This is a genomic window from Burkholderia sp. WP42 (assembly GCF_000745665.1).
Lineage (GTDB): Bacteria > Pseudomonadota > Gammaproteobacteria > Burkholderiales > Burkholderiaceae > Burkholderia > Burkholderia vietnamiensis.
Map to the genome: position 1 here is coordinate 40840 of NZ_JQJT01000039.1, position 18196 is coordinate 59035.

Here is an 18196-nt window from a genome sequence, read left to right on the forward strand (position 1 = left end):
AACCGCCGCGCCGATGCAGATGACCTTCAGGATTTAATCAGGAATCTTTCGCGTCTCTTGCCCTTGATCCACGAAGGCTCGCGCCCGCGACCACTCCAGGTGTTGCCCGTTTTGGGGTCCTGGTACATCGGCGGAAGTGTCGCGTGGCCATTCGGGCGTGCGGCGGCAGAGCCTGAGCGGGTGGCGCGTTGACGGCCGAACACCTGCTCGGGCGTCAACCCGTATTCCGTGATGCGCGCTCGAACTTCGTCAAGAACAGTCTGCAATTCCGAAAGACGCGCTTCTTCTGCCTTTGCTGCGAACTCTTCAGCCTTCGCCTTCAGTTCAAGATAGGTGGCCATCAATGACTCCGTTTTTTTGCAGTACAGTTATTTGCAGGAAAAATACTCGGTTTTGTTATTCGGCGGTGACGAGGCCACTGTAGTTCGTGTGACTGAGATTCGCTCTGGCCATTGTAGCAACGACAGGCCGCACATTGGGTTCGTGACGCCACGGGTTGTGTCGGCGGCACAGGAAAGGGGGTATCTCTTCGCGGCAGTTTTCGGATTCACGGGAACCATTTCGTCGTCGGAGAACCGCGCCGGGCAATATCCTTTCGTTGCATGGGGTGAACCGTCAGTTGAGCGGTCAGCTTGCATCCACCAGCGCCAGTCGTGGCTGCACTGCTTTAAAATCAATGGCCGACATTTTCAGAGTAGCCCTATCATGTCCGACGCGAAGCCCATGTGGTTCGAAAATCTCTTTTCATACGGCACCCTGCAGCTCGAAGCCGTGCAGTTGTCCACGTTTGGCAGAGTGCTTGAGGGTCGGGCTGACGAAATGCCCGGCTATGCTCAAGGCATGGTGCAGATCGAGGATCCTGAGGTGGTCAGGACCAGCGGAAAGACGCACCATCCAATAGTACGGTACACCGGCAATCCCACCGACTCGGTACGCGGAACGATGTTCACGATCACAGCAGATGAGCTGAGACAGGCAGACACTTACGAAGTCAGCGCATATCGTCGCGACCGCGTTTCACTTCGTTCCGGTCATTCAGCCTGGGTGTACGTCGACGCGCGGTCGCCAACCTCGGGGCAGTGAATATCTGCCCTGCGGGTCACCGCCGGCCGCCATGGATGCCCGGTGTGTGCCTGAATCGAATAGCATATTCATGCAGAAAAGGAGCTTATGAAGTCAAGAATAGCCGACGGGGAAGCCCGGGACCGCCTGATTATCTGGATCCGCCGGCGCATGGAAGAGCTTGGCATCACGATCGAGGCGTTGGCCGAATCGATCGAACATGACGTTAAACACCAGCCGATCTATCGGGACGCCCGTGGAAACGAGTGGAACGGGGAGGGCGATGCGCCTGACTGGCTGCAGGCTGCCCAAAACGCCGGGGTTGATCCTGATTTTTTTCGCATCGCGCCAAGCGATGCTGCGCGGCGAACACCGCTAAAGGTTGAAGCCGAAGCAGGCGGGACCGATCGTCGTCAGCTTGACCTTTTCGCTTGAACATCGGCTGCACTGATGTTTGAGAAAACAGGTCATCGCGCGTGGAGCCCTCGCTGCATGGGTCGCCGTCAGCCGCGTACCTGAGTCCGGCGCGGTTACAGAATCCCATTTTCATACGTCACTGGTGAGGAATGACTAGCTGGAGTGTTTCTTCTTGTATTGGGCTAGCATCTTGTCTGCGGGAAGGAGCGGCTTGGTTCCGGTTTGCGCTTCGAACTCCTCCAGAAGCCCGCGCAATGGAGTCTCCAGGTCGGCGACATCGAGCTTTCGTGCCACGAAAATCGTGGTCATTATCAGGCGGTGGATATAGCCGACTAATTGGGCTCGCCACTCTTCGACTCGCGGTGTACCGAGCATTCCGGACATATGAAAGTACGGTGGATTTCCGCCGAATAATTCCATGATGTGCGGGTATGCGCCATGTACATAACCCGAGAAGGCTTGTTGAACCGTGCGGAGGAGTTCCTGGGAATCTGATGGATTCACGTCACCTGCGGCCAACTTACCAAAAGTTGCGTGAATCTTCTTGACCGGAACTGTCGCCCGCTTTTGGGGCGAACCAAGTGGATCGTCGGGTCGTTCAAATTCTTCCTGGTAAAAGTTTTCAAGAAACCGGATTTGATCCTCGCTAGACCGTGTTAGGAACTTCAGCTCAGACCTGGTAACCTGGGCGGATGGAAAAGCGCAAACCTTACCCGAGCGACGTGTCTGATGAAGAATGGAGTTTCGCAGCACCGTACCTGACGCTGATGAGCAACGACGCCCCCCAACGCCGATACGAATTGCGCGAGATGTTCAACGCACTGCGCTGGATGGCGCGAGCCGGTGCCTCGTGGCGTATGCTGCCGACCAACTTCCCGCCGTGGGAGCTGGTCTATCAGCAGACGCAACGCTGGATTCGTGCAGGCTGCTTTGAAGCGATGGTGAGCGATCTGCGCTCGGTAATACGCGTGGCACAAGGACGAAGTGGGCAGCCGAGCGCGGTCATTCTTGACGGCCGCACATTGCAGTCGACTTGCGAGAGTGGCCCGCGTGCGGGCTATGACGGCTATAAACGCAAGCGAGGCAGCAAGGTGCATATGGCAGTGGACACGCTGGGCCAGTTGCTCGCGGTTCACGTCACGCCAGCCAATGAACAGGAGCGCGCGCAAGTTAGCGAGCTCGCGCGGCAGGTGCAGCACGCCACGGGACAGACAGTGAGAATCGCGTTTGCTGACCAAGGCTACACGGGTGCGGAGCCAGCGGAGGCCGCGCGCGACGAAGGCATCGAGCTTCAGGTGGTCAAGTTGCCAGAGGCGAAAAAGGGATTTGTGCTGTTGCCCCGACGCTGGGTGGTTGAGCGCAGCTTTGGCTGGCTTAATCGCTTCCGGCGCTTGACCAGAGACTACGAGCGTTTGCCTGAAACGCTGGCTGGACTCCACTTCATTGTCTTCGCTATGCTCATGCTTGTTCATTTCGCAAACCTTAGCAATAGTTGCTAACACGCTCTAGGGCCCGCCTCTCCTTGCGGTAACAGTAAAAATAAGATCTCGTTGCAAAAATCATCGACCATTCGGCAGAGCGCGCCGACCTCCTGAGTGTGGCCATGCCGCAGCAACACCACGCAAGCGCGAAGCGTCGAAATTGTCTTAACCCCTTTTAGATAGCAGGCGAGAGCATCGGTGAAGGTCTCGTGCCGAAATTGGCGATGAGCTCCAACATCACGATAAAGCACAACCCCCGAAGCGGGTTGCATCTCTGCGTAGAATTGCTCAAGGCGACTGAGTGTCTGATCGAAAAAATCTTCAATTGGCATCTTGTGACCTATCCGTAGGCAAAGGGACGAGCAGGCTTCCAGAATTATCGTGGATGCCCTAAGCCTGGCAAGTCTTTCGTCACTTCCACATACATGAAAGCCACGCTGTCAATCTGACAGCTGCAATAGGATGGACGTCACGAGTCCGCGTCCGGTAACGGATCGGGCTTGGGTCGTCGTTCAGCCGCGAACGGTTGGTGAGGCCGTTCGTGCAATCTTTCCCGTCGCTAAGGAGCGATCGAGTGCCGGCGCTCAGCCGACGTTTGAATGTCCGGACAGTATCGCATTGACTCAGGTTATTTGTTACCGAGCCGAGGCCGTTGCCTCATGTAATTTGCTACCCGTCAGAATGCTGGCGGGAGCGACTTATGGCGAGGCGGCTCAGCATGGCAACACGACGGGAATTGATCGAAGCGGTCGGCGAGCGGTACCGCCGTTCTGGGCGCGTTGAGAAGCGCGAGATACTGGACGAATTTGTTCAGGTGACCGGGTATCATCGCAAGCATGCTATTCGCGTGCTGTGCCGCGAGCCCGGGCCTTCAAGAACGAAGCCCGGCCCACAGCGACGCTACGATGATGAGGTGCGTGCCGCGTTGATCACCCTGTGGGAGGCGGGCGATCGGATCTGCGGCAAACGGTTGAAGGCGCTCATCCCAACGCTGATCGACTCGATGACACGTCATGGCCACATGACGCTGTCGAAGGAAGTTCGCCAGCGGTTGAACCAGATCAGTGCCGCCACCATCGACCGGCTATTACGTGACGTGCGCGAACAGGCTTTTGCCGGTCAACGCCGGCGCGCTGGCGGAGTCGGCAACGCAATTCGCCGCGCCGTGCCGATCCGCACGTTCGCCGACTGGAAAGATCCGCTACCCGGCTATCTCGAGGTGGATTTCGTCGAGCATTGCGGTGGCACCAAGATCGACGGCGACTTCGTGCACAGCTTCGTCCTGACCGATATTGCGACTGGATGGACAGAATGCCTGGCCATGCCCTATCGAAGCGGTGCGTTCGTTCTCGAGCACGTCGAACAAGTTCGTCGAGCGTTGCCATTTCCACTTCGCGGTCTGGATTGCGATAACGATACGGCTTTCATGAACGAAGCTGTATTCGACTTCTGCAAAGCAACGAGTATCGAGCTGACGCGCTCGCGCGCATACAAGAAAAACGACCAGGCGTGGGTCGAACAAAAAAACGGATCAGTCGTGCGCCGTCTCGTCGGATACGGCCGGTTACGTGGACTCGAAGCTACGGAAACTCTTGCCTCTCTGTACGCGGTCTCGCGTCTGTACATCAACTTCTTCCAGCCTTCATTCAAGCTGAAATCGAAGACACGTCACGGCGCAAGGATCACGAAGCGGTATGAATCGCCCTTGACGCCGCTTGAGCGCGTCTTGCGGTCGGCGTCGGTTCCGGAGACGACCAAACGCAGACTGCGCGCGCAGTTTCGCGCGCTCGACCCGCTGGACCTCTTGCGCCGAATGCGCGAAGCTCAGCAGCAGGTCGCGCAATGTAGCGAATCCGGCACGGCGCTGGCGGACGCAAAAGCACCTGGTCGCGCTCCTCTCGCCGAATTCCTGGTGAGTCTCGGAACAGCGTGGCAGGACGGTGAGGTAAGACCAACGCATCACCGAAAAGCGCGCGTCCCCCACACCTGGCGCAGCCGGGAAGATCCATTCGAGCACACGTGGCCGACAATACAGAGATGGCTTGAAAGCGAGCCCGGCATTACGGCAAGGAAACTGCATGAACGGCTCGTCGCACTGGCGCCGGCGATGTATTCCAGCGCCCAGTTGCGTACGCTGCAACGCAGGGTGAAGGCATGGCGATCGAACCGTGCCAGAGAACTGGTCATCCAGATACTCGGCGACACGGACGCGATGAAGGCTGGCACCGCTACGCGGCACCAGCCTTCATCGCAAAACAATCGGAGAACGACAACTACCCGCGAGTAACATGATCCCGTGAGGCAACACGAGTATCCTGAATGAATGTCGCATCGTGGCAGACCGTGACCGGATGACACCTCCGGCACGACGTTAGCTATCGAATGGTAATTCCCCTTGCTGTGCAATAGCCGTCGATTCGATTGCGCCGGCGCGTGTTAACGTGCCGACGCGCACGCCGATCAACCGGATTCGACGATCAAGAAGAACACGTTTCAGGCATTCGTTCACTGCACGTCTAATGGCCGTGGGGTTTGACACCGGCTCGGGCAGCGAAAGGTCGCGGGTGACGACCTTGAAATCCTCATATTTGATCTTGATGCCTACCGTCCGCCCGCCGTAGCCTTTGCGCTCCAGGTCTCCCGCCACCCGTTCGCAAAGCGCGGTCAGCGCAGGCGTCAATACCGCGCGATCCTTGCGCACATGCATGTCGCGCTCGAATGTCGTTTCGCGGCTCATCGACTTCGGCTCCGAAGAAATCACGATGTCACGCTCATCATGACCCTGCGCAACGCGCGCGAGCCAGGTCGCGTAGGTTCGCCCGAAGTGCTCCTGCAACAGGCCGGGATCGGCCGCAGCGAGTTCACCGACTGTGCCAACTCCGATGCTGGCGAGACGCTCGCTCGCTCGGGGGCCGATGCCGTTCACTTTTTTGGCTGCCAGTGGCCAGATGCGTGTCTCGAGGTCAGCCATCGTGAGGATCGTGAGTCCATCGGGCTTGTCCAGCTCAGAGCCGATTTTCGCGAGCAGTTTGTTTGGTGCGATCGCGATCGAGCAGGCGAGGCCGGTAGCCTCCTTCACTGCGGCCTTGATGCGGGTGCCGATCTCACGCGACTCCGCGTTCACGTCTGTCAGATCGATGTAAATCTCATCAATGCCGCGGTCTTCGATCTGGTCGGTGAAAGTTCGAACCGCGTTCTTGAAGAGCCGTGAGTAGTGGCGGTACGAGTCGAAGTCGGTGGGCAGGAGTATGGCGTCCGGTGCGAGCTGCGCGGCCTTCATCATCCCCATCGCGGAGAATACGCCCAATGCCCGCGCTTCATAGGTGGACGTTGTCACCACGCCGCGTCCCACGTAGTCGCGCAGGCGCGCAAACCTGCGTGTACCGTCGGGCAACGTTTCGGGTGCCGCGTTTCGGCCGCCGCCGATTACGACGGCCTGTCCACGCAGTTCTGGATAGCGCAGCAACTCCACCGACGCGTAGAACGCGTCCATGTCGAGGTGTGCGATTCGTCTCGGCCCGCTTTTGTTCACGTCGTGGCCACCGCTGCGTTACCCAGCAGATTCATGAGAGTGCTCGCGTTGCGTTGTCCCTGATCCTCAAAGCAGTTATTGAAAATCACGTGCGTTCTGGGGACACGCGATGCGATGTTGCGGATAGGGCCGGCGAGTTCGGTGAGCTCGTCGTTGCCGTAGTCGTAGTCGAAGCGAACTGACGCCGATACCGCGCCTGTGGCGCCCCATGTCGTCGCGTTTCTGCCATGAAGTCGCACCAGCGCGAGAGCCGGATTGGTGACTTCCCAAACTGTCTGGGCGCGATTCTTCACGTCCGATGGCGCATCCATGATGACGTGGATCAGATCGTGCGTCTTCAACATGTCGAACGTTGACGCACGGTGCCGCTCGTCCAGCCATGAGCTGTTTCGAAATTCAACTGCCATCAAATAGCCCGTCATGCGACTGGCGCACTCCTCGACATGGGCGAAGCCTTCCGGCGCACTCGTCAGCCAAGGTGCGAACTGGAACAGCACGACGCCCAACCGTCCGGTCTTTCGAAGCGGATCAAGCGCATCACGATATCGCTTCCAGAGTTCATCGAGTACGTCTGCGGGCACGTCGCGGTAGTACAGATTTTTCTTGCCGCGATCAGGAATCGCTGCAGCGATATCGGTTGACAGCGCCTCGCGCGGTGTCTGATGCCCGGTCAACAACCTGAATGCCTTGAAATTGAACGTGAAGCCGTCGGGCGTGCGCTCGGACCATAGTTGCGAATTCGAGGCCGACGGCATCCCGTAGAAGCTTGAGTCGACCTCAACGAGCGGAAACTGCGACGCGTAGTAACGCAGCCGGGCTTCGGCGGTATTGCTCCCGCGCGGGTAGAAACGCTTGCAGGCGATGAGGGACTTGTCTGTCCAGCCCGCCGTCCCACACAGGATGTCCATTTTCACCTCCTCCGTATGTCGACCGGCTGCGTACCTACACGGTGAACGGCTGGCCGCCCGGACCGATCATCGGCGGAATGCGTGGCGCACGATCCGCTGGCTCCCGACCGGTAGCGGTTGCACTGGCCCCGGACGGCACGGACGCGGCCCTCGCCAGCCCGCAGTCGCATGCCGGGCGCGTGTCGGGCTGTCCGCGCCCCAGGAGTCTGTTGTGCCCGCTGCCCACATGAACCGCCGCGTACCGAGCCTCCGGCGAATTCCAACTCTCGACGTAGCGACTCGAATCGGATTCAACCGTTTCGGCGAGAGCCGGAACAGCGACCAGCAGCAGGGCAGGCAAGGCAAGCCGGTACACGAAAACCTCCGTTCAGACGTCGAGCAGTTTACCGCGTGGGGCAGCGCTGTCCGGTGCCGACGCATGAACCGTCGCATCCAGGACAGAAGTGGCGATCAAAGATCGTCGCGTCGACACACCAGGCATTCGAGGCGGGCGGCGCCGGTGTCCCCACGACGCGGCCGTTTTCGCGGGCAGAGAAGGTCGGTTCTCCGGCCTTGCCCTGCCGGATCGCGTCGTCGATCGCCTCATCCCCGAACGCCTCGCGCAGGTTCGCAATCCACGCGGCGACTTCAGGCATCGGATGTGTCCTGCGCACGGGCATGTCCACGGCGTGCTCCCGAAGAAATAAAAGGTGCCAGCTTGCACCGGCGAATGGCCATGTAAGATACTGTACATTCATACAGTGTTCTGCGCAAACCGATGTCTGCTGCCGCCATCCGTCCCGAAACCATCCATCCGTCGCTTTGGCGTGCCTCCCAGCTCGCGCATGCGCGGGGGCGGACGGTAGATACGGGCTATGCGGCGCTGTCGGCTGAACTGCCGGGCGACGGGTGGCCGCTCGGGGCATTGACCGATCTGCTGGTTCAGCAGGCCGGCATCGGCGAACTGCGGTTGCTTGCGCCGGCGCTCGCCGCACCCGGCAGGCGCCCGGTTGTGCTGCTCGAGCCGCCGCTCACGCCGAACGCGTTCGGCCTCGTCCATATCGGGTTGCCGCCTGACCGGCTGATGCTGCTTCGGGCGCCGCGCACGGCCGATGCCCTGTGGTCGGCCGAGCAGATCCTGCGCGCCGGTACCTGCAGCGCGCTGGTGCTCTGGCAACAGCACGTGAAGGCGTCGTCGCTGCGACGTCTGCACCTGGCGGCGCAGAGCGCCGAGACGCTCTTTTTTGTAGTCCAGCCGATGACCGTTGCGCAGAACGCGTCGCCGGCAGTTTTGCGACTCGCCCTCAGGCCATCGTCCGATGGCGCTGAGGTGGAGATCATCAAACGACGAGGGCCCCTACGCGCTGAGCCCCTCTCCGTTGCACTTCACCCCACACCGATCCTGACCAGTTCCCATGCGCGTCTTTCTCGCCGTCCATCTGCCCCGGCTCCAGCTCGAAGCATTCCGACCGAGGTGGCTGCCTGAGCCGGCGCATGGCTGTGTCGTGCTGGAGCGGGACCGCGTGGTTCTCGTCGGCCGGGGTGCGCTGGCAGCCGGCGTGCGTCCGGGAATGCGGCGCGGTGGGGTGCTGACAATGTCGCCGGATATCGAGGTGCACGAGCGGGACGTGGCACGCGAGGACGATATCCTCCGGGCAGTCGCGGTTGCGCTCATGCGCTTCTCGCCGGACGTCGTCGTGTGTGATGAAGGGACCGTGCTCGTGGACGTCACCGCGAGCCTGCGTCTGTTTGGTGGTGTGACGAAACTGTGCCACGAGTTCGCGCCGGTCATCGACGCGATCGGTGTCACGGCGCGGATCAGCGCCGCCCCGACCGGGCAGGGCGCATGGCTGCTGGCGCACTACTGCAGCCGCCGGTTCGTCAAGCTACTGTCGCTCGGACGTGCGCTGTCTTCGCTTCCGCTGACCGCCGTTCCGGAGCTGCGTCCCTTCTCTGACTGGTTCACCGGCCTCGGCTGCTCGACCATCGCCGATGTGCGCCGGCTGCCCCGCGCCGGACTGCAGCGCCGGTGCGGGCAGGACGTCCTCGATTCGCTGGACCGCGCATTCGGACTTGCACCGGAACTCTATGAGTGGATGGTATTGCCGGAGACATTCGCCGCGCGGGTCGAACTACCCGGCCGGATTGAGCACGCCGAAGCGGTGCTTTTCGCTGCGCGCTGCCTGGTGGCGCAGCTGTGCGGCTGGCTGGCTGCCCGGCAACTGGCGGTGAGCGGGCTCACGCTGCGACTTGAGCATGAGCGTGGTCGGCAGGCGATTGCGCCGACAGAGATCCCGATTGCAGTGGCCGAACCCGTGTGGCACGACGACTATCTGGTGCGGCTCATGAAGGAACGGCTCGCGAGAACTGAACTCGCAGCCCCCGTCATTGCGGTCGGCATCGAAACGACGAAGATGTCGGACGTTGCACCGATGTCGGATACGCTCTTTCCTGAGCCGGGCGGATCGCCTGGCGATCACGCGAGGCTCGTCGGATTGCTCACGGCGCGCCTGGGCGAAGCGAATGTACTGCGGCCGGCGCCGACGGCGGATCACCGTCCGGAGATTGCGAACCGCTGGGTGCCGCTTGGCGATGCGTCGAAGTCCGGTCCGCTACCCGTGAGTCTTCCGCGGCCCACCTGGCTGCTCGACGCGCCAGTTCAACTGGTTATGCGCAGGCACCGCCCGGTGTACGGCACCCCGTTGCATATGATGTCGCCCGGCGAACGGATCGAGGCGGGCTGGTATGACGGGCGCCTGGTCACGCGCGACTATTTCGTTGCGCGCGCAGAGGACCAGGCATGCTATTGGGTATACCGCGAGCGGGTTGGCAGCCGCGAGGGCGACGAGCCACGCTGGTATCTGCATGGCCTGTTCGGATGATGTGCCATGGACGGTCCCTCGCTCATGCTGCCGGCGTACGCCGAGCTGTTCTGCTTTTCCAACTTCACGTTCCTCACCGGCGCGTCGCACGCCGAGGAACTGGCGACGCGCGCCGCGCAACTCGGCTACGCAGGACTCGCCATCACCGACGAATGCTCGCTTGCTGGTGTGGTGCGCGCCCACGTTGCCGCGAAGGAGGCCGGCCTGCCGCTGGTGATCGGTTCGTACTTCCGGCTCTCGAATGCAGATGGCTCGCTGGCGTTCGGGGTCATCCTGCTCGCGCAGAATAGGGAAGGCTACGGGAATCTTTCGGAGCTGATCACACTGGCGCGTACACGTGCACCGAAAGGCAGTTATCGTCTCACCCCAAAGGATCTGTCCCGTCCCGAACCTGAAGTCGCGCATCTTCGCAGCGTGCCCGACTGCATGGCGATCCTCGTGCCGGACTATCCGGCCGACGAGGCGAAGCTCGATGCGCAGCTTGAATGGCTTGACGCCACGTTTCCCGGAAGAGGCTGGGTGTCGCTGACGCTTCACCAGCGTGCGATGGACGATATCCACTGCGGTGTCATCGAGCATGTTGCGGACCGGCACGGCATACCCGTCGTCGCAACCGGACAGGTCGCGATGCATGTGCGATCGCGCAAGCCGTTGCAGGACGTACTGACGGCGATCCGCGTCGGCAGGCCAGTCCATGAATGCGGGTGGGATCTCGCGCCCAACGCGGAGCAACATCTGCGGGCGAGACTTCGGCTCGCCAATCTCTATCCTTCACAGGCGCTAGCCGAAACGCTCACAATTCTCTCGCGCTGTAACTTCTCGCTCGATGAGCTGAAATACGAATATCCGGACGAGATTGTGCCGTCGGGTTTGACGGCGAGCATGTATCTGCAGCAGGAAACGTGGATCGGTGCGCAGCGGCGGTTTCCCAATGGCGTGCCGTTCGAGGTGCAGCAGCAGATCGAACACGAGCTGAACCTGATTGCCGAGCTGAAGTACGAGCCATACTTTTTGACGGTGTACGACATCGTCCGCTTTGCACGCAGTCAGCACATCCTGTGTCAGGGACGGGGCTCGGCCGCGAACTCGGCGGTCTGCTACTGCCTTGGCATCACAGAAGTCGATCCCGCACGCGGGAACATGCTGTTCGAGCGTTTCATCTCGAAAGAGCGCGGCGAGCCACCGGACATCGACGTGGACTTCGAGCACCAGCGGCGCGAGGAGGTGGTGCAGTACATCTATGAGAAGTACGGGCGGAACCGCGCAGCGATCGCGGCGGCGGTATCGACGTATCGGCCGCGCGGTGCGCTGCGCGAAACCGGGAAGGCGCTCGGCGTCGATCCGCAGATCGTCGATCGTGTCGCCAAGACCCATCACTGGTTCGACAGCAGCACGGAACTGCTGGCACGTTTCGCCGAGGCGGGGCTGGACCCGGACACGCCGCTGATTCAGGCTTGGGCGTCGCTGACGCTCCAGTTGCTCGGCTTTCCGCGGCATCTCTCGCAGCACTCGGGTGGGTTCGTTATCAGCCGCGGCAAGCTCACGCGGCTTGTTCCAGTGGAGAACGCGGCGATGGCCGGGCGTAGCGTGATCGAATGGGACAAGGACGACCTGGAATCGCTGGGCCTTCTGAAGGTTGACGTGCTCGCGCTTGGCATGCTGTCGGCGATACGACGTGCGCTGGACCTCGTGTCGGAACGCCGGGGCGAGCGCTTTGAGATGCAGGACATTCCGGCCGAAGACGGCGAGACATACGAGATGATCTCGTGCGCGGAAACAATGGGTGTGTTCCAGATCGAGTCGCGGGCGCAGATGTCGATGCTGCCGCGTCTGAAGCCGCGTGAATTTTACGATCTGGTGATCGAGGTCGCGATCGTGCGGCCGGGTCCGATTCAGGGCGGTGCCGTGCACCCCTACCTGAAACGGCGACAGGGCTTTGAACCCGTGAGCTATCCGAGCAGGGATCTGGAGCGAGCGCTGTCACGCACGCTGGGCATCCCGATCTTCCAGGAGCAGGTGATGCAGGTTGCGATGCTCGCGGCCGGTTTCTCGGCTGGCGAGGCAGACCAGCTTCGCCGCGCGATGGCATCGTGGAAGCGCAAGGGTGGCCTGCAGCACTATTACGACCGCATCGTCAACGGGATGACGGCGCGTGGATATGAGAAGGAGTTTGCCGAGGGCATCTTCGAGCAGATCAAGGGCTTCGGGGAATATGGTTTTCCGGAAAGCCATGCGGCGAGTTTCGCACTGCTGGTGTATGCGAGCAGCTGGCTGAAGTGTCATGAGCCGGAAGCGTTTCTGGCCGCGTTGCTCAACAGCCAGCCGATGGGATTCTATTCGCCGTCGCAGCTCGTGCAGGACGCGCGGCGAAACGGCGTGATGGTGCTGCCGGTTGATGTGACGATCAGCGCCTGGGACTCGGCGCTTGAGAGGAGCGAAGTAGCGCCGCGACCTGCGGTTCGGCTCGGCCTGTCCTTGCTGAAGGGAATGCGCGATGGCGCGGCGCAGCGTATCGAACTCGCGCGTGCCGTGCGTGCGTTTGAATCCGTTCCAGACCTTGCGCGACGAGCGGAACTGGACCGGCATGACCTCGAGGTGCTCGCGGATGCCAATGCGCTGTCGTCGCTGGCAGGAAACCGGCGCGAGGCACTGTGGCAGGCGGTGGCTGCGGTGCCCGACCGGGACATGCTGGCGACCGCTGAAATCCACGAAGCCACGCCCGCGCTGGGCACGCCGTCTGAGGCGGAGGGCATCGTGGCGGACTACCGCTCAACCGGGCTGACGCTCGGACGCCATCCACTGGAATTGCTGCGCCCGCGCCTCGCAAGACAGAGGCTGATGCCCGCGCGCGTGCTTCACACATATCGCAATGGACAACTCGCAAGGGGATGCGGGATCGTGACGGTGCGGCAGCAGCCAGCGACGGCGAAGGGCGTGATCTTCATCACGATGGAGGACGAAACCGGCAACGTGAACGTGATCATCCGGCCGGAGGTGCTCAGGGTGCATAGGCGGGAAGTGCTCGGTGCATCGCTGCTGGGCGTGTATGGCGTGTGGCAGCGCGAGGGCGAGGTTCGCCATCTGGTGGCGCAACGTCTAGTTGACTTCTCCGGTCTGCTGGGAAGCTTGTCAACCGGTAGCCGCAACTTCTGCTGACATGCCCCATTCGGCACAATGCTTGAAATTCGCAGGAATGGTCCGCCGGAAGGTCAGTGCCTCGTGGCGAACTTTCCGACAAAAATGTAATCCTCAGTAGGCGTTTCATTGCATTCTCATGTCTCTTAGATTTTGCGGCCCTCGGGATTGAACATTCGTGGCTGCCGATTCAGGAGAGAAATCGGAGGCTTCCGTCGATCGGATAGCGCAAATTTTCTCGGCGCACGCATCGGTCATTCTTTTGAAAGTCGACGCAATCTGGTAACGCGCATGCTTCCACGCCTCCCGTTTCCGTCATCCCACTCCTCGTACTGCTCTTCGTAGGCGGGGGGATCTGGAGCCACCTGCACAGGGTCTTTGTGCAGTTCTTCCTCGACGCGCGACCGTGACCACTTGGCGTCAATGAATGGGCAGAAATAAGCGGGGCCGGTATTGTTGTGATAGACGTCGGAAAAGAATGCTCGCGCTTGGGGATGCAGCTCTTCAGGGATAAATAGGAAAGCCACGTCTTTCGGCTCGAACGTCAGTGCGCCGATGTGTCGCCACTCCCGTTCCCACTCGTATTCATATGAGCTCCAGCCATACACCCCTGGCGCGTCGATCATAGCGGTAATAAGCCAGATGGGATTCTCTGGATCGTCAGCACCCAGCTTCATCAACTTATTCAGTGCCTTATTCTGGTTGCTGCCCTTTCTCGCATACCAGACGGGGCCGCCGCCGCGCTCGGAAATGAATTGTTTGGAGAAGCCAATGCCGAACTGCGACTTGCGCCGCTCACTTAGGCGCAGCCATTCTCCAGGTGGGATCTCACTGAAGCACACAACCTTCTGCTGCTCGATGTCGGGCGCAAGCTTTCTACCAATCCCGAACGGCCCTGGTTTAAGGTTCGCACCGGACAAGATACTTAACATGGCCCAATAGCCCGGATCGGTTGCTCTTTTCAACTTTGCGGCACTCATACCCTTTGCTGCGGCCTTGCCGTTGGCAAAGTGAACTAGATAGTTGGACATGTCTGTCCAATGACTTGGATATTGGATGGTCTTCGTCATGTTCGTTCGGATTAGTCTGCGTGACAGGTGCCATGGAATACCGGCCTTCAATCCGGGAGCCTTGTCATCCCCGCTCCGTCCATTGTAAGCGGCAACCGATTGCACTGAGTCTGGGAGCGATTGTCGAGCAACGGCAGCCGCGAATGATGGGCTCGCCGCCATAGTCGCCGCGACAGAAGACCTGGACCGTATCTAAAGAAGAGCTAGAAGGCCTGGCGCGAGTGCCCAAATCTGCGCCCCGGCGTCCGCGAAGGGGCAAGCGCAGAACGAAGCAAACGCGTTCTGCTGGACGTCCAGCATGAGCAATCGAGCGAGTGAGCCCTGCATGGCGGCCGTGGTGAGGCAGAAATCGACTTCTATTGCCTTCAGCACGGCTGATGCTATGCTAAAACGCCCGGAATTGAGGATCAGGCCGAATCAGCGGATCGAGGTCGAGTAAAAGTGGAGAGTTTGAAGCGGCGAAAACACGCGCCGACAGCGCGCCGAGCGTTGCCCTATAGAGGACGTTGAGACACGAGCCATGGGAATGACGGAAAAATGAGCGATTCATCAGAGACTGACACATCTCAACCAATACAACGCCCCTGGGGACGAGGGCTCTATTACTCATGCCTTCGCTTTCTACGCGTGGTGCTCTGGCGTCAAGGTTCAACATCCAATGACGTGGTTGATAGTCTGGCGGCTGAACTGAGTTCGGTTGCAGAAGGGCATGCTGAGTGGGCGATTGAGCAACGCGGTGATTGGGAGATCGTTTCCAGGGCGATTGACTACATGGCTGCCACACATGACGGCCCGTGGCAAGGCAGGGCCTGGTTTGAAAACACACTCCGCGTCTTAGTGGAATTAGCCGTGCCGAACACGGGGCTCGACGAATCGAGCGCAGCATTTCTTAACGACATCCAACGTGGTGTGAATCAGTCATTCCAGTCAGCCCCGGTGGCAAAGTCAGAGCTCCGAGTGACTGACGAAGTTGCGGCGATGGTGGGGACGTTGACTGATGCAGGTTGTGAATACGGGCTTGTCTCAGATCTGCTGGACTTGTGCGAAGAGGTATTTCATGGCGAGGTGATGTCGGACGCAGATCGCTTCACGTTGCTGGTCGCGGCGACGGCCGCTCCTTTTGTTCGACAAGAGCGAAAGGCGCGGAAAATCGACACGGGCGACGCGTAGGAAAACGTCGGCGTGGCCGACACCAGCGAAGACAGATATGACCATTGACGACCCGACCGTCTCGCAGGCAGTGCGCCAGTTGCCTCGCGACCGCGCTATCTTGCTGCGCAATGAGACATGCGCCTATTGCGGACGCCGATTTGGGCCGCTCCTGCTGCAAACAAAAGAGCACGTTATCGGGCGGCGGTTCGTTCCCAAAGGCACGCTCGCTGGTCAGTGGAATCTGATTCTGTACGCGTGCTCCTCGTGCAATCGCGACAAATCTGACCTTGAAGACGACATCTCTGTAATCTCGATGATGCCCGACGCAGTGGGTCGATATGCGATCGACGATGAGCGTTTGTATGCCGAAGTAAAGCGCAAGGCAGCAGGATCACGCAGCCGGCAAACGGGGAAGCTGGTTGGCGACAGTAACGAAAAGATCGACCTCAAAGGTGACGTAGGGCTCGCTACGTTCGCCATAACGTTCACTGCACCGCCGCAGGTCAACCATATGCGGATGTATCGGCTAGCGAACTATCATTTCCGTGCCTTCTTTTATTGGATGACCTTTCAGAAGGAATCGAATCTGGGGGGCTTTGTCGGAGGAGGTTTTTTCCCCCTCGCGGTAGTTCCCCGCTCCGACTGGGGAGCGGCCCGGGTACGCTGGTTTATGGGTCTTGTGCAGGACTGGAAGCTCAAGATCCATGGAGTCGGCGCCGATGGGTTCTTCCGGGTTCTTATCCGTCGTCCCGCTGGGGGTGAGCGGATCTGGGCATGGGCGTTTGAATGGAATCACTCCTTCCGCGTTATGGGTTTCGCTGGAGAAGAAGATGCCATTCAGGCGCTCATCAGGCAAGCGCCGGAACAGAGCGCGTTCATCGTTCAACGGACCGCAGCAGAGATCATTCGGGTGCGCGCCGAGGAATCGCTCGCGGATGATCAGGACAATCTTTTTGCTCCTTTTCCGACCGCAGGTGATGACGTCCGGAAATGACATGCCAGCGATGACGCGCAACATGAGCGCTCCGTGGGTCGAGTAAAACCCGACGGAAAGTCGCGCATTGATTTGCTCCCCCGACAGACTGGCAGTCAGTCTGAACTTGAGAAAAGCAGAAAGTTATCGCTGATATCGCGCCGAGCAGGTGAACGAAAGGAACATCCTCATGACATTACGCACCTACCGCTACTTTGTATGCCCTAACGGTCACACAGGCCAAGAGCGAACATCTGAAAACGACCAGCCGTACTCGTCGCCGTGGGAGTCGATTAGGACAGAGGGTCTGACAGAGGTCGGCAAGGATGTTCGCGGTTATGCCGCTTACGAGTGTTCAGCGTGCGGCGAACCAATGCTCGAAACAAAATCGTGATGGGAGTTTATGCTTCAAATGTGGAAGCTACCAAGAAAAGCATTCGGAGCGTGAGCGCCTCGCGTGGGTACGAGCTAAGTTACTGGCGAGCGGGATAAAACACGGAGACAACATGGCGTACCAGGCCAGAAGCGAGCACGAATTGTCGACCGAGTTGTTCGAGCGCATCGGCGATGCAGTGTCTGTCGATCGTGTGGGCGAGCGCGCGGGGGATGATGTAGAGCGTCGGGGGAGATGCCATGAGAACGTCGCACGGTGGTTGGAGGAGCATCCACTTGATGGTCCGGCGCGCGGCTGGCTGGTTGATCGTAGCCAGCAGCAAAATGGGTTCGTCGAATTTCACGCGCACTCGGTAGTCGCCACGGCATGCGGTGCTCTGATGGACATCACGCTAGGGCCTGTTCACACTATCTGAGCCCATCTACGATGAGCGCGAAATTGATGAAGGCGAGGAACATCGTGTCCAGTTTTTCGAACCGGGAAAAGATGCGACGGAAGCCTTTGAGGCGGCGAAACAGGCGCTCAACTTCATTCCTGCGTTTATACATTTCCCGATCATATTCCCATGGCTCAAGGCGATTGCTTTTGGGCGGTACGACGGGAATGAAACCCAGGTCGAGCGCGAGTTGCCTTGTTTCGTCACCCTCATACGCCTTATCCATTATGAGGTGCAGTGGCCGATTGGTCGGTCCCAAGCTTTGCAGCAGGGCGCGCCCTTCCGGCGCGTCGCCTGCCTGGCCGGGCGACAGCGCGAACGTTATGGCTGTTCGAGCATCCGCGGCAACCATATGAATCTTGGTAGTCCATCCGCCACGGGATTTTCCAATCGACTGTGGTCCGTTTTTTTTAATGCGCCGGTACCATCAGGATGAACCTTTACCACCGTACTATCCAGCGAGACCGCTTCAACCCTGACGCGAACGATCTGCTCACGCTGCAATTCCGTAAAGACCCGATCCAGCACGCCACTTCTGGACCAGCGGTTCATTCGGGTGTAGATCGTGTGCCAGCGACCGAATCGCTTGGGCAGTCCGCGCCATTTGCAGCCGTGCTCGGCGACGTAGAGGATTGCATTCAGTACCTGCAGATTCGTCAGGCTGACATTACCGCGCTGTCGTGGCAGGCAATGCTCGATACGCTGATATTGGGCTTCGGTGATTTCCATCACCGAAGTATACGGTCAAACAAAATTAGTGTGAACAGGCCCTAGG

18 protein-coding genes are annotated in these 18196 nt (G+C 59.9%); 9 read left to right on the plus strand and 9 right to left on the minus strand.

All coding sequences use genetic code 11. The annotated features are described in order from the left end of the window. Positions 1 to 26: 26 nt before the first annotated feature. Positions 27 to 341, minus strand: a complete 315-nt coding sequence (locus EX20_RS31085) for an H-NS histone family protein (RefSeq protein WP_072465571.1) — start codon at positions 339 to 341, stop codon at positions 27 to 29. Between EX20_RS31085 and EX20_RS33265 the strand changes: the two genes are divergently transcribed. Further along, a complete protein-coding gene (locus EX20_RS33265; protein WP_309600071.1) occupies positions 334 to 1083 on the plus strand; it encodes a gamma-glutamylcyclotransferase family protein in 750 nt (249 codons plus the stop codon). The genes EX20_RS31085 and EX20_RS33265 overlap by 8 nt on opposite strands. A 150-nt stretch (positions 1084 to 1233) precedes the next feature. Beyond that, the gene (locus EX20_RS21360) at positions 1234 to 1497 is read left to right on the plus strand and encodes a hypothetical protein (RefSeq protein WP_231572274.1); all 264 of its coding nucleotides are present in this window, start codon (positions 1234 to 1236) and stop codon (positions 1495 to 1497) included. Between the two features lie 135 nt (positions 1498 to 1632). Here EX20_RS21360 and EX20_RS21365 read toward each other — a convergent pair whose 3' ends face one another. Then, complete coding sequence (locus EX20_RS21365) at positions 1633 to 1983, minus strand: hypothetical protein (protein ID WP_131929116.1); 351 nt, start codon at positions 1981 to 1983, stop codon at positions 1633 to 1635. Between the two features lie 188 nt (positions 1984 to 2171). On the opposite strand from EX20_RS21365, the gene EX20_RS21370 reads away from it, so the two are divergent. Beyond that, on the plus strand, positions 2172 to 2978 hold the full coding sequence (locus EX20_RS21370; protein WP_034194660.1) for an IS5 family transposase: 807 nt from the start codon (positions 2172 to 2174) through the stop codon (positions 2976 to 2978). On the opposite strand, the gene EX20_RS32095 is transcribed toward EX20_RS21370, so the two are convergent. Further along, positions 2975 to 3292: a hypothetical protein gene (locus EX20_RS32095; RefSeq protein ID WP_139164716.1), complete on the minus strand. Its 318-nt coding sequence runs from the start codon at positions 3290 to 3292 to the stop codon at positions 2975 to 2977. The genes EX20_RS21370 and EX20_RS32095 overlap by 4 nt on opposite strands. A gap of 368 nt (positions 3293 to 3660) precedes the next feature. Between EX20_RS32095 and EX20_RS21375 the strand changes: the two genes are divergently transcribed. After that, entirely contained in the window at positions 3661 to 5247 is a 1587-nt protein-coding gene (locus EX20_RS21375) for a DDE-type integrase/transposase/recombinase (protein ID WP_034194661.1), read from the plus strand. A gap of 84 nt (positions 5248 to 5331) precedes the next feature. Here EX20_RS21375 and dinB read toward each other — a convergent pair whose 3' ends face one another. From dinB to EX20_RS31090, 3 genes are all read right to left on the minus strand, one after another. Next, positions 5332 to 6492, minus strand: a complete 1161-nt coding sequence (gene dinB, locus EX20_RS21380) for a DNA polymerase IV (protein WP_034194662.1) — start codon at positions 6490 to 6492, stop codon at positions 5332 to 5334. Then, the gene (locus tag EX20_RS21385) at positions 6489 to 7400 is read right to left on the minus strand and encodes a DUF72 domain-containing protein (RefSeq protein WP_034194663.1); all 912 of its coding nucleotides are present in this window, start codon (positions 7398 to 7400) and stop codon (positions 6489 to 6491) included. Before EX20_RS21385 ends, dinB begins: the two co-directional genes overlap by 4 nt. Before the next feature lie 383 nt (positions 7401 to 7783). After that, positions 7784 to 8035, minus strand: coding sequence for a hypothetical protein (locus EX20_RS31090; RefSeq protein ID WP_175464272.1), 252 nt, complete (start codon positions 8033 to 8035; stop codon positions 7784 to 7786). Positions 8036 to 8157: 122 nt separating this feature from the next. On the opposite strand from EX20_RS31090, the gene imuA reads away from it, so the two are divergent. From imuA to EX20_RS21400, 3 genes are read left to right on the plus strand one after another with little or no spacing between them, the layout of a single operon-like run. Next, complete coding sequence (gene imuA, locus EX20_RS21390) at positions 8158 to 8865, plus strand: translesion DNA synthesis-associated protein ImuA (protein ID WP_034194664.1); 708 nt, start codon at positions 8158 to 8160, stop codon at positions 8863 to 8865. After that, positions 8795 to 10261 carry a Y-family DNA polymerase gene (locus EX20_RS21395; protein WP_081350665.1) on the plus strand — a complete coding sequence of 489 codons (1467 nt, stop codon included), beginning with the start codon at positions 8795 to 8797 and terminating at the stop codon, positions 10259 to 10261. Before imuA ends, EX20_RS21395 begins: the two co-directional genes overlap by 71 nt. A 6-nt stretch (positions 10262 to 10267) precedes the next feature. Then, a complete protein-coding gene (locus tag EX20_RS21400; RefSeq protein ID WP_034194665.1) occupies positions 10268 to 13417 on the plus strand; it encodes an error-prone DNA polymerase in 3150 nt (1049 codons plus the stop codon). A 233-nt stretch (positions 13418 to 13650) separates the two neighbouring features. Here EX20_RS21400 and EX20_RS21405 read toward each other — a convergent pair whose 3' ends face one another. Continuing rightward, positions 13651 to 14466, minus strand: coding sequence for a hypothetical protein (locus EX20_RS21405; RefSeq protein ID WP_131929115.1), 816 nt, complete (start codon positions 14464 to 14466; stop codon positions 13651 to 13653). A gap of 537 nt (positions 14467 to 15003) precedes the next feature. On the opposite strand from EX20_RS21405, the gene EX20_RS32100 reads away from it, so the two are divergent. Together EX20_RS32100 and EX20_RS21415 are read left to right on the plus strand one after the other, a co-directional pair. Then, positions 15004 to 15636, plus strand: coding sequence for a hypothetical protein (locus EX20_RS32100; RefSeq protein ID WP_131929114.1), 633 nt, complete (start codon positions 15004 to 15006; stop codon positions 15634 to 15636). Between the two features lie 37 nt (positions 15637 to 15673). Next, complete coding sequence (locus EX20_RS21415) at positions 15674 to 16612, plus strand: HNH endonuclease (RefSeq protein ID WP_034194667.1); 939 nt, start codon at positions 15674 to 15676, stop codon at positions 16610 to 16612. A 452-nt stretch (positions 16613 to 17064) separates the two neighbouring features. Here EX20_RS21415 and EX20_RS21420 read toward each other — a convergent pair whose 3' ends face one another. Continuing rightward, complete coding sequence (locus EX20_RS21420; protein ID WP_034194668.1) at positions 17065 to 17328, minus strand: hypothetical protein; 264 nt, start codon at positions 17326 to 17328, stop codon at positions 17065 to 17067. 64 nt (positions 17329 to 17392) lie between these two features. Next, positions 17393 to 18150, minus strand: a protein-coding gene (locus EX20_RS32105) for an IS5 family transposase (protein WP_139164717.1) whose coding sequence is annotated in 2 segments (ribosomal slippage) — positions 17393 to 17835 and positions 17835 to 18150 — 759 coding nt in all. Because the reading frame shifts where the segments join, the coding sequence is not laid out codon by codon here. Positions 18151 to 18196 lie beyond the last annotated feature (46 nt).